Origin of the sequence: Chitinophaga costaii, assembly GCF_900094705.1 — a bacterium.
Classification (GTDB): Bacteria; Bacteroidota; Bacteroidia; order Chitinophagales; family Chitinophagaceae; genus Chitinophaga; species Chitinophaga costaii.
In genome coordinates, this window is sequence record NZ_FMAR01000008.1 from 74,438 (window position 1) to 90,691 (window position 16,254).

A 16,254-nucleotide genomic window follows, 5' to 3' on the forward strand; every position below is an offset into this window, starting at 1 on the left:
GACGGCCATTATATGCTGATATAAAAAAACAAAACATGAAAAAATACCTGCTCTATACAATCATCTTTTGCCTGAGTGTTACAGCCTGCAAGAAAAATAACGACAAGGCGGATTTAGGTGATCCGGATAAAAGGCTGAATACCGTGTTGGCAGATTACCAATCTTTGCTGGTGGCTTCCCCCAATGGTTGGAGGGCGTTGATATGGCCCAATCCGGAAGAAAATGAAGTGATGTATCCTTTCTGGTTCCGTTTTATGGATAGCAACCGGGTGGAAACTAAATGGGAGAACCGCCCTGCATTTGTGAGCAGCTATCGTTTCAAGGCCCTGCAACGCCCAGAACTGATATTTGATACTTATACTTACCTGCACGAATTGGCCAACCCTGAAACCGGAACACTACCTAATACGGCATCTGGTAAGGGATTAACTTCCGATTTCGAATTTGAAGTTATTGCTGCCAGCGAAGATAGTATAGTACTGAAGGGAAAATATAATGGGTCCAATGCGACATTAATCAAGGCTGCCGTTAGCGATACAGAGCATATAACCGTGCCAGGGTATAAGCTGGCCCGCACTTATCTGGCGCGTGTTCACCGCATTCTATACAAGACCACCGCGGCAGAGGGTACCATTTCGAATATTTCTAATGTGGTTATTAGAAAAACTTTCAATCCCCTGCATACCGTTGGGGTGGTAGCGGCCTTTTATGCAGACCTGGGCAGTAGTGATTGGAGTTACCTGATCACTTTTGATGAAACCACTCAAAAGATAACGAAGGTAGAGCCGGATGCTACAATGAGTAGCGAAATCCAGGCCGGATCTTTTCAAGTGCTGGAAAATACGTATGACACGTCCACCGGAAATGTTTTTTTGAAAACTTCTTATACCAATTCTTCAGGAGCCGAAAGGGTGACGGAGGAAACATTTACCCTTGTTCCCTAATTAAGCGTGCTTATTGCGGCAGCCTTGTGGTAAGCCCCAGTGGCTTTAAAGCAGGGTTTGCCTGCAAGGCGGCAGCCGGTATTTCCAGGGTATAGCCTGGATCATTTTTTTGCAGAATGAATTGTTGCCGGGCCTGCAGGGTGTCATTTATTACAGGGGTGAAATAATGTGTGATAGCCGGTTGGTCTGTGCGTCGCAGATCAAACCAGGAATGTAATTGGAAAGCCAGTTCCTTTCTGCGCTGTAAGGCAATTGCTTGTAATAACGCTTGCGGATCGGTGATGCTCAGCGGTGTTACATTCTTTACCCGGTTGCGCTGCAACAGGTTAATGTCTTCCAGTGCTTTACCTGTTTCACCCAGGTGGGCATTGGCCTCCGCCCGGTTCAGATAGGCTTCGGCGCTGCGGAATGAATAGTTATAATAAGTTCCGCCTGCCAAAAAAGTATACGCGACATAAGAAACCTGGTCGTAATAATTCTTGTAAAAAAACAAAGGAGGTCGCTGGTCGCCGGTGGCATATTGTTGTAACAAGGCCGGTGCCACCTGGAAGCCAAAGCTTTCGCCCTCTCCAAAAATACTTACCTCGCTGGCGGAAAGATCATAATAGTAGGTGTAAATGATTTCAGGATTTTGCGGAGTGAAGAAGGGAGAAGTGTAATAGTTGCCAGACAAAAAATTCTTATTAGATATATCATATAATACCGGGTGTATAGCCAGGCATTTATCGGCATACGCTACGGCCTGTTCCCAATTGTGCATGTATAAGTATATCCTGGAATACAGCAGGTACACGGCCGCCGGGGAATAATGAAATACAGTACTTGTTTTGCCAGCCTCCGACAGGCATTGTGTTGCGGTGAGCAGGTCGGTCAGTATCTGGTCGTAACAGGCACCCACAGTGCTACGGGGAATATTCACATTTTCTATGGTGCTGGTGGTTTTAATGGGTATGCCCATCGGGTCGTCGGGGTTAGCCGGATCGTAGGGATGCCCGAAAATATTTACCAGGAAATAATACGCCAAAGCCCTGTTAAAACAGGCATCCCCCAGCAGAAATTGCCGGTCGGCTGCGTTGCCCTGTATTTGCTGACCGGCATCTGTAATTACATTACATGCCGTGATAATCCTGTACAGGCCCAGCCAGGTATCATTGAGGGTGGATGAGGGGGAGTGTCGCTCATCGTATTGGGCGTCGTAGTAATTTTGCCAGGTGTAAAATGCGGAATAGGGACCCCGTCCATCCACTAGATCACTATGTACAGTATCGATGTTTTCTGCTATGTCTGGAGTGAGCATATCCAGGAAATACAAAGATACTCCGCTGCCCTGGGTATAAATATCGCGATTCCAGCCCTCTCCATTCAGGATGGCCGAATAGTCGGCTACCGTTTTAGGTGTGCGTTGGTTATCCGGCGGTTTGTCCAGGTATTTTTTTTTGCACCCGGCCAGCAGCAGGCTGGCGGTTAGCAGGTAAATAATATATGTAAGGTAACATGTTCGCATACTAAAAATTTATTGCTGTTCCAATGGTCATGGAGGGCCGTCGTGGCAGTGTGCCGGCTGGTAGTTCCGGATCCTGACCGTGAAGTTTTTTGTTGGCGGCCAGCATAATATCGTGCGCCTGTACATAACAAGACATGCCCTTGAACGAACGCTTTCTGTTGGGCATCGCTTGTGGAAGGGTGTATTGTAAAGAGAGGGTAGACAATCTTACATGGCTGGCATTCACTGTGCGGATGTCGCTGTTATTATACATTTCTGCCAGTTGGGTAGATATCAGGTATAGGGGAGCTTGCTGTAGCAGTGTCTGTGCAAAGGAAGGATCAAAGTGATAGTACTGGATAAGGGTCATGGTAAGCTGGTCATAGATCTGCCAGCCAAGCTGCCCGTTCAGGGCGGGGATATTAGTATGGCTTTCGTCGCCGGGTTTTGACCATCTGTTAGTTACATCCAGGGAGGCGTTTTCTGCGGGGTTAGGCACAAAGCCGGCTGCACCGTAGAGGTTAGATAGCCGTTGTACATAGCCCAGTTTTATTAAACATACGGCAGACAGGCTCCAGCGCTTATAACTCAGCCGGGTAAAGAAACTGCCGTCTGCAGCAGGAATGCGGCGCCCCACTGGCACAAATACGTTGGCATAATATTCGGCTACGGTGGGTTGCACGGTATAGTCTCTATCATATATCCCCCGGAACGTAGGAGAGCCGGCTTTATCAAGGCCGGTATACTTGAAGGCATACACGGTATTAGGATCTGTACCCGAACGGATGATATTGCCATCGAGGTACTGCTGCTGGTTGCCGATGATGCCGTCGCCGGCAAAATTGGTTTTTAATGTTTTTGTATAGTTCAGCGCAAAATTGGTGCCCACGCTCCATTGCCAGCGCTTGTTTTGGATAACCTGGTATTGCAGGCTGAATTCAAACCCGTGATTCAGCACGCTGGCGCTGTTGAGCAGGAAAGAATTTACGCCATTCTCTTCCGCCACATTAATGTTGGCCAGCAGGTTATTGGCTTTCTTGCGATAGGCTTCCACGGTGCCATTAAGCCGGTTATGGAAAAAAGAAAAATCTGCTGCAGCGTTGTAGGTATAAGTTTTCTCCCATTGCAGCGCCGGGTTGGCAAAATTGCTGATCACCGCCTGCTCCTCGCCGGAGATGCCTGCTACTGGGTCGGACATAGTGAGGCGGGGTGGATCTATTTCCGGCAGCCCGTTATTGAAACCATAAGACAGCCGCAAAGTCAGCATATCCGCAGGATGCAGCTTTTGCCACCGGGGTTCATTCAGTACATCCCACTTAAAGGCAGCAGACCAGGTGCGTTGCGTAGCCCCTCCATTCATTTGGGTAAAATAATTGGCGCCATCCTGTCGTAAATTAAAATTTATCGTGTACCGGTCTTTATACGAATACACCAGCATACCATACCAACTGAGCTGCCGGTATTGTTTGATGAGGTGGTGAACGGTCGTATCGGCATACTGCTGCATGAACGCCTCGTACAAAGGGTATTGTGCTGCATCGGGCGGATGGGATACTTTCCCGCTATCGGGATAATAGCCCATCAGGAACAGCTTATTGATAGTGTATTTCAGTTGCCGCAATTCATTGCCTGCCATTACCTGTATAAAATGTGATCCTAGTACACGGCTGTACTCCAGGGAATGGCGCAGGGTATAATCGGACTGGCCGGTATTGGTTTCCTGGTATTCTCCACCTGCGGGCAGGATGATATTGCTCTTGGCACCATCGGTATAAGGCATGTTGGGTGCCAGGCCCAGTCGGTACCGGTTAGCCACGTAAAAGGTGGATTCACCTGCATAGGTGCTATTGCGGGTATCAGAACTTCCAAAACCGTACAGCCCATGAACTTTAAAAAATTTAAGGAAGGTATAGTCGGCATTCGCCACTACATTATACGTATTCACCGAAGTGCGGGTACGGCTGTTCTCCATATCTGACACAATATTAAATTGCGACAGTTGTGCAGTATCCATTTCATAATCCTGTAACGACCAGTTGGGCGTATAATAAGAGGGATTATAGTAGAAGCGCTGGCCGTTTTTAGTGTAGGGAAGTGTTCTGGCAGTATTGTATGCATATTGGTAAGGGTCTAACTGGTAGGGATATACGCCGGTATGCCGGGTGCCCGAAAGTTTGATCCCTGTTTGCAGGCCGGGTGCCAGGCGTTGGGTAATGTGTAACAGGCCGGAAAACTGCTGGGCATGGGTGAAAATAGCGGGACCTTGCTGGCTGGCATATCCCAGGGATGCATAATACGCGGTTTTATCGCCGCCCCCGGTTATCGATACATTATAGCGTTGGCTCACCCCGTTGTTAAACAAAATGTTAAACCAATCCGTATTCATCGCTGCATATTCCTTTTCCCGTTGTTGCAATTCATTTTCTGTTATTTTTCCTTTGCTGTAATCAGTATAATCCTGCTCAAAACTTTGCGGCAGTACCCCATTCGAAAAATTTAATCCTTTGTCAATGGCTTCTTTGGAGAGGTCCATTCTTTCTGCTGCATTCATACGGTTCAGGTGGCGGTAGGTGGGTCGGGCGGAAATATTGAGCATTTGGGAGAAGGATACCTGGGGGCCTTGATGATAGTTTCCTTTTTTGGTGGTGATCACGATCACGCCATTGCCGCCATTTACACCATACAGTGCGGCGGCGGCGGCGTCTTTCAATACATCTATGCGTTCAATATCTATAGGGTTCAGGCCTATCACAGGACTGCTCATCAGGTTCACATTGTCCAGGGAATTAATATCCATGGGGTCTAATTTCACTGGAGGATTAGCAATAATACCATCTATCACCCATACCGGTTCGCGGCTGCCCATGAGAGTGGCCGTGCCGCGCAACCTTATTTTGGGGGCTGCACCTGGCACCGTACTATTCATGTTAATATTTAGTCCTGGAACTTTTCCTTGCAGCATATTATCTACCGAAAGCTGGTCGCTACGGTCCAGGTCATCTACTTTCAGGCTGGTGACGGAGGCGGCGGAATATTTTTGTCTCACCGAGGAGTAGCCGTTAATGACCACCTCATTCATTGCGGTAAAGGCGGGTTGTAAAATAACGTGCAGGATGGATTGCGTACCTACCGGTAGCTGCTGGGATTGCATGCCCAGGTAAGACACCTGCAATGCCTGTGCAGGAATAGGTTGTAATGACAGCCGGAAGCGGCCGTCTACATCGCTCACCGTACCGTTGGTAGTGCCTGCTTGCACGATGTTGGCTTGGGAAAGGGGGGTGCCGTTTTTGTCGGTCACCACCCCGCTAATTTGCCGGGATACTGCCCCGTTGTCGCTCGTTTTATCCGTTACAATGGCCATTACCTGGCCAATATGCTGTACGTGTAATGGTTGATCTTTTAATAACAGGCTTAATATATTGTCTGCCGTTTCATCCACTACATGCAACGTAACCCGGGGTAATTTTTCCAGTTCTTCGCGGTTGTAAAAAAAAGTAATGCCGGTAGTAGTGGTGATGCGTTTTAAAACATGTATTACAGTTTGGTTCTTTACCCGCAGGGTAATGCGGGACGACTGTGCATAGACGGCCCGGCTTCCTGACAAAGCGAGTATAACAATTGTAAGGATTATCTGGGGCAATACCACAGCGACGAGCCGCCTGTTCTTGCCACACAATCTGCTATTGAGCATTTTAGCCGTTGAGTAATAATACAAGGCTTTAAACCACCGTGGTTTTAGGAAATTTTTGGCGGTAGAAGACTTTGGTGCAACAATAAAAATTACAATCCGCGTAGCTGCTGGATGTTCAGGCTAAAATAAGGAAAATATTGTGTTATTGCACTTCAATTATGTGTTTCAGGGAATCTACTTTAAAAGAAATGTTGGATGTAGTGGTGGATTTGATGAGCGCTAACAAAGGTACTATGTTCGCTGGTTTGGGGATTGGAGGAACGTTAAAATGCAGATCATTTAATTGGTCATTCTTTACAATAAAGGTATAGCCGTATAGGAATCCTAATCGCTGTAAGAGGGAAGGCAGGGGTTCGTCCGTAAAAATAAGTTGTCCATCTTTCCAAGCCAGTGCGTTAGCCGGATTGCCGTTACTTACCTGAAGCTGGCCGGTAAGGGTATCGAATGCTGCCTGTTGGCCGGGGGCCAGGTATTGCAGGGGAGTATTGGCATTTACGCCACTTACGGCTATTTTGCCGGCCGAAAGGGTGGTAATAATATGTGCGCCGTAGGCATTAATATTAAATAAGGTTCCCAAAACCTGCACGGTTTGTTGGTGCGCGCGCACGGTAAAGGGCAATTTTTCGTCGGCGGTCACGTCAAAACACGCTTCGCCGGTCATGTCCACTTTGCGGTCTGTTTTCCCGAAACTGGCCAGGTATTGCAAGCGGGAGCCGGCATTCAGCCAAACTTTACTGCTATCTGGCAGGGTAAAGAAGCGGGTTTCATTGATGGGGGCTTCCAGTGTCAGGTAGGCCATGGTGCCTGGGGCGGTGTGCCGGGGCTGGAAAAACAGCCAGGCGCTGCCGCCCAAGGCCAGCAGTATGGCAATCACGGCCGCATAACGCAGTGCTCGACGCCATACCGGCATCATTACCGGGGCCTGGTTGGGCAGGGAAAGTTTCGATTTTAAAGCAGCCAGCTCCGACGGAGTGTCCACTTCTTCCCAACCTTTTAGCTCCCCGGCCAGGGTCCGGATCTTTAATATTTCCTGCAACAGATCCTTTTCCGCCTCCTTCAGCTCACCAGTATTGCCGGCAGCCATAAGCTGGTCTCCCTGCGCTTCCAGCGCCTGGTGGATCTGTTCCCAGTCTATTTCCGGATTATTAGGATGATTTTCCATGATTCTACTTAAAGACAGTTGTTTTTGAAAATAGGGTGATGCCGGCAAGGAGGATTAACAAAATAGCGGATACCGTACAACTTTTCCGGATAGTATGGTAGGCCTTCCGGATATGCGTTTTTACGGTATTGATCGAAATATTCATCTGCGCGGCAATCTCCATGTATTTTAAACCATCTACTGCGCTCATCATAAATACGGTACGTTGCCCGGCAGGCAATTGGTCAATGGCTTTCAGTAATTTGATCTTATACTGGTCGGTACCGTTTAGTGGGGTGTCTTCCGGGAGTAACACCGGTTCATACAACACATCCTGGGCTTTGTTTTCATGTCGTAATTTTACTTCCTCACTTTTGATATGGTTGAGGCTCCTGTTTTTAACCGCCACATGCGCATACGATTCAAAATTGATCAGTATGTCCTGATTATTGAATTTTTCCCAGTATTTAATAAAGAAATCCTGCACGATATCCTTAGCAACGTCCATGTCTTTGACATAGCTGTAAGATATTTGGCACAAAGACCGGTAATATTTATTAAAGAAATATTCCAGTTGGGCCTGGCTAAGAAATGTGTCGCTCATATATCGTTATACGGATCGGGCAATTGCCTAAGGGATATAGATTAAATGGCTAATTCTCGGAACTAAGTTCATTAAAGAATATAACACATATATCTACATGTTATCATCCATGTTTATGTGTTCTTGTATAAATCCCCTTATAACACCAGGAAGCGCATAAAAATTATTTGTATAGCTATAAACCAACATAAAGAAAAAGATGAATTTAAAACGAAACGTAACGCAAGATATAACACTACATGTATGCACCACGCAAGCATTATTTACAACGTGTAGAAATTAAATAATATAAATAAATATAAGGAGTAAAAAACACTTTTTTAACAGCATTTTAATTCGCCGGGCAAAAGCCCTGCCCGGTATGGGGGAGCATACCTGGGACGCTGATAGCGGCATGGGAGTGGATATTGGTGGGTATTTTTACCTGGCGGCAAGCTCAATTCCTGATCTACTATCAATCATGTTGATTAATTATAGTGAGGGGTAGGAGTTGGGTAATGGTTTATTTTTGAGGTAGTTACGTTTTATGTTATGGCATGCCATGGTGGATATGGCCTGTAAGGCGCTGAAAGCTGTTGAATCGCCCACCGATATTGCAACAAGGCTGGAAAAGGTATTTGTACGACCCACCTAACCATCCACCGAAAGTATTGCCAGCGGCCAGCCGTATAATTACCAGGTCTGCCCTTGGTTCGCGTAAGCCCCGCCCTGCTTACCTTTAAGAATCCCCGGACGGCCCGGGTTTATTATGTCCCTACATCCAAACTTTTCCCCTAATTTGCCGGCTTTAACGTACGCATTACATGATAAGACATTTCCTGGTACTGGCAGCCACCTGCATAACAGCATACACCTTACCCGCCTGCAAAACTATCCAACCCCTCCCTGCCGGCAACGACCTGGTGACCGTCATCACCATGCCTTCTACCATTAAAACCGGCGGGCCGGTGATGCTTACTTTCACCGTTACCAATCCCAGTAATAAGGAATTGAAATTCCTGAAATGGGAAACGCCCTTCGAAGGCTTTCGCAATGATTGCTTCGACATCCTGAATAATGCCGGCGAACTATTGCCTTACCATGGCATCATGGCAAAACGGGTAATGCCCCCGCCGGCAGACGCCTACATTACAGTAGCGCCAGGCCAAAGCACTTCCGCCAGTATTGACCTTGCAACAGGCTACCGCATAACCCTGCCGGGAGATTATTCGGTAGAATATACTGCCAGCAATATGAGCGGGTTAAAAAAAGTGAATAAGATTTCTTTTACGGTGGTGCAGTAAGGGAGGGATTTAATTTGGGCGATAATGCGCATGGGCTTTTGCATTTCACTCGGCCCGTTTGCCTTAGCGTAACGCAGCACATTGCAGCCATTTTCCGCAGCCGCCAGGTGATTTTCTCTTTTTGCTGATGCAAAATGAAAGCCCCCGTGGCAGCGGAGCCCCTTCTGCCGCAAGCCGGAAAAACCGCGCTGGCACTTTTTTACATTCATCCAGTATAAAAACCGCTTCAAGGGCCAAGTACCCGGCACCACCCACCTAAAACGTACTCCTGGAAAAGAACCAAATTTATCTTTCAAAACCACACTTTACTTTTGCGGGATTCTAAAAATCCGCCTATGCAAACCACCAACGTACATCCTTCCGTAAAGGCCATGCGCACTACCTTACTGGGTATTGTAATCAGCATTGTGCTGGTGTTTGTAAAACTGGCAGCGGGTTATTTCGGCCATTCTTATGCACTGGTAGCCGATGCTTCGGAAACAGCTTCCGATGTACTCAGCTCCGGCTTGTTGTGGATAGGCCTGCGCATTGCCATGAAACCTGCGGATAAAGAACATCCTTATGGTCATGGCAAGGCGGAACCTTTGGCGGCGGTGCTGATCTCTTTATTTTTATTGGGGGCAGCCATTTGGATAGGATGGCATGCCATTACCTTCATCCGTACCCCGCACCAATTGCCCCAACGCTTTACGCTGGCTATCCTGGGTGCAGTGATTTTCATCAAGGAAGCCATGTTCCGGTATGTATTAAAAGTAGGACAGGAGATCAATAGCCAGGCGGTGAAGTCGGATGCCTACCATCATCGCAGCGACGCCATTACCTCCATGGCTGCTTTTGTGGGCATATTGGTGGCCATTTTGCTGGGCAAGGGATATGAGGCGGCAGACGATTGGGCGGCCCTCATTGCCAGTGGCATCATCGGTTACAATGCCATTGCGTTGCTGCGCCCAGCGCTGAATGAAGTGATGGATGCTGCACCTGGTGCGGAGATCGTAGAAAAGGTGCGGGTGTTGGCCAGCGGATTGCCGGATGTGGAGCAGGTAGAAAAATGTTATGTACGCAAAATGGGCTTCGAATATTTTGTAGACATCCACATACAGGTGCAGGGCAGTCTCAGTGTAAAGGAGGGACACGACATTGCTCATGCGGTGAAAAACACCTTACTGCAAAGTGAGCTGCATATTAAAGATGTATTGGTACACATAGAGCCGGCCTAAATAGCCACTTGTATAATCATTACAACGGCCATACAGGAATTATTTCCTGCATGGCCGTTGTGCATTTGATTGAGATATTCATTTTGAAATAATATCTTGTGTAAATACTTTTTCTCCTAATACTGTTTTAGCAATGCCGGAAAACAAGGTAATGTTTTGTTATATTCCCCTGGTAGCTTGTTTCGCAAAACGCCTTGTCATAGCCCTGCTCTTGTTTGTAAGTACCTCCTCGGCATTGGCACAAACCCATACGGGCATTGCAAAAGGACAGGTGAAGGATAGTGTACATCATTATGTGTTGCCAGCGGCTACCGTATCCATTTATATTGTAGCCACGGGGAAGCTGGTCAACTTCCAGTTGTCCAATAATTTTGGAAGGGTGCTTTTTAATAAATTACCGGTGGGGGTACTGTTGCGTGCCATTGCTACCAACGTAGGGTATGCCCCGGCCAGCAAGGAATTTACCATCCCGCCCGAAAGCGGGGAAATAGACCTGGACATCTTCCCCATGAACCGCCAGGCGGTGGGCTTGCAAGGCGTAACGATTGTGGGTACCCCACCCCCGGTGCAAATGCGGGGCGATACCCTCGAATTTAATGCAGACGCTTTTAAGCTGGACTCTAATGCCGTGGTGGAAGACATGTTAAAGAAATTGCCCGGTGTTACCATCTGGAACGATGGGGTTATAACCGTTAATGGAAAGAAGGTTGACAAACTGCTGGTAGAAGGCAAACCTTTTTTTGATATCCGTGGCAAAATAGCCTTGCAGAACCTGCCGAAAGGTGCCGTGCAGCAAGTGCAGGTGTACGACGTTAAAAGCCAGACGGATTCCACCGATATTAAAACCAACATGAATATCCTGCTTAAAAAGGATCAGCAAGACGGCTATTTTGGGAAAGTAGGGGCCAGCCTTGGCACCACCCGGCGATATGATGCCAATGGGATGATCAGCTACTTTTCGCCAACAGACCAAATCAGTGTGGTGGGCGCACTGAATAATGTAAACAAGTCGGCGGCCAATGCCAACACACTGGTGGAGATCAATTCATTTAAAGGAGAGGGGATTGGCAATAATTATCATTCAGACTTTACACAGCCAGGTACCTTGGTGTTTAAAGCTGCCGGATTTACCGCGCTGCACGATTTTGGAAAAAAGCTGGAGAAAGGCATTGATACCAATGATTTGAAGGTGGAGTATTTTATGACAGACAACCGTGCCATGGTGAATCAGCAGTTAAACACTACCCTGCTTTTTGGGACGGATGGTCATTTATCCCAAACAACTGCCAGTGCGGTAAGCTCCGGGAATAATGAGCAGGCATTTCGGGCAGCGTATGAGAAAAATTTTGTGCATAGTAAGCTGCATACGGACTATACCCTGCTGCATACTTCTTTCCATAGCAATAGCACCCTCCGAATGGAGTCTGCCGGCGATTCGGCTGCGGATAGGAGTGAGCGCATAGATGACCAGGATACTAAAAATACCGCTACCAGCCAAACGGGGACGATAGACTTTCAAACCCAGCGCTACAACGACTTTGCCGTTCATAAAAACCGGTCGTTGAATATGTCGTTGCACTACGCGTTTAAGCTGGGCCAATCCAATGAAGACAAGAACCGGATATCCCGCTTTACTACGACGGATACTACCCAGCGCCAGCAATTTAACCGGCAGTATGGTACCTCCGCCACGATGGCCACCCATAGCCTGGAAAGCGATTTTTACAATATCCTGCCATTGTTATCCAATAAGCAAACTTTCCCGCAGATAGATTTTAAAAATGTACTGGCGTATGATCAAACAAAACAGACCGATGCCGTAAGCGATTTTTCCGAAACCAGTCAACAATATGCACTTAATAACCAGCTTAGCAATCATTTAAATACCCGGATAGTGGAGGATAGGCCAGGGCTAAATTTTACCAGAAGCAGGAAATTTATATTAACAAACCGGTATGCTAATACTTGGACAATTAATTTCTTTGCGCAAGGACAATTTTATAACATGACCAATACGGCCCGGCAGCAGTTTCAAAATATAAACAGGGCTTATTTTTATTTCATTCCATCGGCTGGTTTGCAGTACAGGAACTACCAGACCGGAGAGTTCCGGAAAACGTATGCCCTCCGGTATAACACCAGCGTAACCTATCCTACCTTGCAGCAACTGGCACCATTGGTGGATGATGCCAATGTAACTTACCTGAGTTACGGCAATATTCATTTAAAACCTGCTTATGTACACGATGTGTTGTTTTCTTATGATTATAATAATGTAGCGGCCAAAAATCCATTCAATGGATCGTTGCAAGCCAAGATGGGATTAACAGCACATTTTATCACCGACAGCAGTTATTTCGATCAGTTGGGGAGGAGTGTTAGCTACCCGATCAACGTTGAAGGGGAGCGCCATGCTTCGGTAGACGGATCTTTGCAGAAAGCATTTAAGCGAAACGGCCACCAGTGGCAGGTGGCTGGTAAGTCCAGTTTTAATTACACACAGAATAAGTCCAGCCTGAATGGGCAGTTCTACGAAGTACGGCAACATGCATGGTTGGCCAGTGCAGACCTTACTTATGAATACAAATCGCTGACGGCGCAGGTGGGGGAAACATTCTCTTACCAACAATTAAACAGGGCTACTATTAGCACCTACACTTACAAAAACTGGAAAACCTATGGGTATATTGCCTGGACGATGACAAGGGGCTTGTTTGCTAAATCAGGGATAGATTTTAATAAATACAGGGCTACCAATACCCACAATATTTATTTCACCATCTGGAATACAGATGTGGGCTACCGGTTTTTAAAAGGAAATAACCTGGAGGTAAAGCTTTCCGGGCTGGACTTATTACATCAGCATAAAAATGTAATCAATACAATTACCGACAACAGCATCACAACGGGTACAGTCAATGTTTTACAACAATACTTCCTGTTTACCCTGGCTTACTATCCCCGGCGGTTTGGATTACATAAAAAAGACCAATAAATTAACCCCGTAAATACCTTTAATATGCCTATTAAATGGAGCGTGCTTCTCTTTGGATGGATTTTATGGGCAGGCGTTGCAGCGGCCCAGGATATTATCCCTACTGATACCAGCCATTTTACCACTATCCGCATAGATCCGGCGAATACTATGGGCGGCAATGTGTCCGATGTGTTTGCTTCCGTCAATTATATCCCGCTGGAAACTACGCCGGAAAGTTTGTTAGGCGAGGTAAGCCAGTTGGCCATTTTAAATGGTTACTATCTTGTACTGGACTATGATAAGAATGCTATTTTCATCTTTACGAATAGCGGGAAATACCATGCAAAGATTAAGGGAGGCGATCAGAGGATCGGTCACTTCATGGTTAACAAATGGACCAACCAGGTGGCCTATTCCGGCGATAACTACCAAACAATTACTTACTGCGACCTGGATGGAAAGGTGGTGAAGCAGGATGCCAATATAACCCCGGAGGGTCTTCCCGCCTTATATTCAAATTCTTTTTTTGTGGGAGCCAAAGAGGTGATCAGTTATTTCACTTACCTGAATATAGATACCACGTCTAAATATTATAATGCTTATTACTGGTCTTTGCTCAAATATGGTAACCCTGTTTATGCCTTGGGTATGCCCTATACGGCCGCACAAACGAAGATAGATGTAATACTTGCCAACCTTACCACCATGACTACTTCGGGAATTGATACGGCCTTTCTCTTAGCGAAGCCCTATGAATACGGCTTGTACACCGTAACGCCCCATACCATTCGACTGGCGTATCAATTTATATTCCCGCAAAGTTTGTCCCTTCCTCCTGATTTTCTTACCAATCCGGTTTATAATCTGAAAAGAATAAAATATGTGGACGATCACCGGGACCTGATCTATTCTCTCAATAATTACTACCAGGTAGGTGATAACTTGCTGTGGAGGGAATGCAGTATGAGTAGCAATAAGGAAGAATATTTGTTATACAATCTTACATCGGGCAACCTTTTCGCCATCAAACATATCTTGCCGGATGCGTTGTCTTATTACCTGCCCTTTTATGAAACCATTAGTTCTATTTTTGATAATGTAGGGTTTGCCTATTGCGATGGGGCGTCGTTGTACACTAGTGTTTCATCGCTGGCCATGTTTAAGACCAAAGAAGAGAACAAGGATAAAAACATAGTATTGCCCGCGGTACTACAAACCTATTTTAACAAGGGTAACGCCAGGGATAATCCTGTATTGGTGCAGTTGCAACTAAAAAAGGAACTGTAATATTAGTGCGGTGGGCTCATGCCCCCGTAATTATCAACAACCATTTCTTTTGCAAACGAAGGTAGCGTATCTTGTTACGGTATAACGGTAGGCAGTTGCGTATGCTATCACACGATTTTCTTTGCCATTCGGCATGGTATAGCCCTTGCCGTAAGGATACAATTAATACATGAAACAACATTGGTTCCCGGTTTTACTTTTTTTCATCATCGGCATCGTAGTAACGCACGACTGTATAAAAGGCTATTACCGCCAGCAGGAAGCCGATCAGGCTTTTGCAGCCTACCAGGCGCGTACGGTAGTGCATGCGCCCTGGCAAGGCCCCGGCGCAGATCAGTTGCCCAACGATTCCCTGGTACGGTATGGCTATGCGCTGGTGGTGAATACGGCCTACTACCTGGGCCCCCAGGGAAAAGTGGCCCACCTTAACAATGGGATGAACTGCCAGCACTGCCACTTGCAGGGAGGTACCCTGCCTTTTGGTAATAACTTCGGTAAAGTATATGCTACCTATCCCCAGTATCGGCCACGGAATAATGCGCTGCAAACTATTTACGACCGGGTAAATGATTGCCTGGAGCGCAGCCTCAATGGGCAACCACTGGATAGCAGCACCCATGAAATGAAAGCCATCTACGCCTACCTGCAATGGCTGGGCCGCGATGTGCCCAAAGGAGTGGCCCTGGAAGGTACCAGCATGATGAAGCTAGACTACCTGGATCGTGCGGCCAACCCGGAGGCGGGCAAACAGATTTATGCCGCCACCTGCCAGCGCTGTCATGGCGATAACGGGCAGGGACAGGCCGGGGCCTACGGTGGTTTCGTATATCCGCCCCTGTGGGGACCACATAGTTATAATGATGGCGCGGGCATGTACCGCCTGGGCACCCTGGCGGGTTTTGTGCGCAACAATATGCCTTATGGGGTAAACTACCAGCACCCGCAGCTCAGCGAAGCAGCCGCCTGGGATGTAGCCGCCTTTATTAATAGCCAGCCCCGCCCGCACAAAGACCAGCATACAGACTGGGAGCAGGTGGCCCAAAAACCGGTGGATTATCCCTTTGGCCCTTACGCAGACCCCTATACGGAACAGCAACATAAGTATGGGCCGTTTAAACCTATTCAATTGTTCTCCCCAATTAAACATAACAGATCATGAAAAAAACAGCCATGCAGGTCGTATGCCTGCTCTTGCTTACCACCACAGCCTATGCACAGGCAGATACCAGCAAACTGTCCGCCAATAAGGCTTTTGCCGGTGCACAGGCGAAGCAGTTGCACTACAATGCCATTTACCAACTGGATAACAACGATCCCAAGATCGTCATCAAAGCCTTTCGTAACATCACCAATGCCCTGAACGATCCGCGCTTGCAGGGCAAGGTTACCATAGAGCTGGTTACCTTTGCCGCCGGCACAGATGTAGTGCTGAAAGGCAGTGCGTACGAAAACGATTTGAAGGAACTGATTGAAAAAGGAGTGATCGTAGCGCAATGCGCCAATTCTATCCGGGAAAGAAAAGTTTCCCCAGATCAGTTATACGACTTTATTCCCCTGGTGCCCAGTGGCAATGGGGAACTCATACTGCGCCAGGCCGAACACTGGGCGGTGGTAAAACCGTAAACCC

The 16,254-nt window shown here is 47.2% G+C and carries 11 protein-coding genes; 7 read left to right on the top strand and 4 right to left on the bottom strand.

The features are described 5' to 3' along the window. Nucleotides 1–35: 35 nt before the first annotated feature. Nucleotides 36–944 (top strand): DUF4302 domain-containing protein, encoded by a 909-nt coding sequence (locus GA0116948_RS12485; protein WP_089712653.1) that lies wholly within the window; start codon nt 36–38, stop codon nt 942–944. Between the two features lie 10 nt (nt 945–954). On the opposite strand, the gene GA0116948_RS12490 is transcribed toward GA0116948_RS12485, so the two are convergent. From GA0116948_RS12490 to GA0116948_RS12505, 4 genes are all read right to left on the bottom strand, one after another. Next, nucleotides 955–2,448, bottom strand: coding sequence for a RagB/SusD family nutrient uptake outer membrane protein (locus GA0116948_RS12490; RefSeq protein ID WP_089712655.1), 1,494 nt, complete (start codon nt 2,446–2,448; stop codon nt 955–957). Nucleotide 2,449: 1 nt separating this feature from the next. Continuing rightward, complete coding sequence (locus tag GA0116948_RS12495; RefSeq protein ID WP_165798455.1) at nt 2,450–6,031, bottom strand: SusC/RagA family TonB-linked outer membrane protein; 3,582 nt, start codon at nt 6,029–6,031, stop codon at nt 2,450–2,452. Nucleotides 6,032–6,260: 229 nt separating this feature from the next. After that, complete coding sequence (locus GA0116948_RS12500; protein ID WP_089712659.1) at nt 6,261–7,280, bottom strand: FecR family protein; 1,020 nt, start codon at nt 7,278–7,280, stop codon at nt 6,261–6,263. A 4-nt stretch (nt 7,281–7,284) separates the two neighbouring features. Beyond that, nucleotides 7,285–7,863, bottom strand: coding sequence for an RNA polymerase sigma-70 factor (locus GA0116948_RS12505; protein ID WP_089712661.1), 579 nt, complete (start codon nt 7,861–7,863; stop codon nt 7,285–7,287). 803 nt (nt 7,864–8,666) lie between these two features. Here GA0116948_RS12505 and GA0116948_RS12510 point away from each other — a divergent pair. From GA0116948_RS12510 to GA0116948_RS12535, 6 genes are all read left to right on the top strand, one after another. Beyond that, entirely contained in the window at nt 8,667–9,146 is a 480-nt protein-coding gene (locus tag GA0116948_RS12510; protein ID WP_089712663.1) for a hypothetical protein, read from the top strand. Between the two features lie 335 nt (nt 9,147–9,481). Beyond that, nucleotides 9,482–10,363 (top strand): cation diffusion facilitator family transporter, encoded by an 882-nt coding sequence (locus GA0116948_RS12515; protein WP_089712850.1) that lies wholly within the window; start codon nt 9,482–9,484, stop codon nt 10,361–10,363. A gap of 133 nt (nt 10,364–10,496) precedes the next feature. Continuing rightward, complete coding sequence (locus GA0116948_RS12520) at nt 10,497–13,358, top strand: porin family protein (RefSeq protein WP_089712665.1); 2,862 nt, start codon at nt 10,497–10,499, stop codon at nt 13,356–13,358. A 24-nt stretch (nt 13,359–13,382) separates the two neighbouring features. Further along, entirely contained in the window at nt 13,383–14,627 is a 1,245-nt protein-coding gene (locus GA0116948_RS12525; protein WP_089712668.1) for a 6-bladed beta-propeller, read from the top strand. A 169-nt stretch (nt 14,628–14,796) separates the two neighbouring features. Next, nucleotides 14,797–15,786: a c-type cytochrome gene (locus tag GA0116948_RS12530; RefSeq protein WP_089712670.1), complete on the top strand. Its 990-nt coding sequence runs from the start codon at nt 14,797–14,799 to the stop codon at nt 15,784–15,786. Beyond that, nucleotides 15,783–16,250 (top strand): DsrE family protein, encoded by a 468-nt coding sequence (locus tag GA0116948_RS12535; protein WP_089712672.1) that lies wholly within the window; start codon nt 15,783–15,785, stop codon nt 16,248–16,250. The genes GA0116948_RS12530 and GA0116948_RS12535 overlap by 4 nt, the downstream gene beginning before the upstream one ends. Nucleotides 16,251–16,254 lie beyond the last annotated feature (4 nt).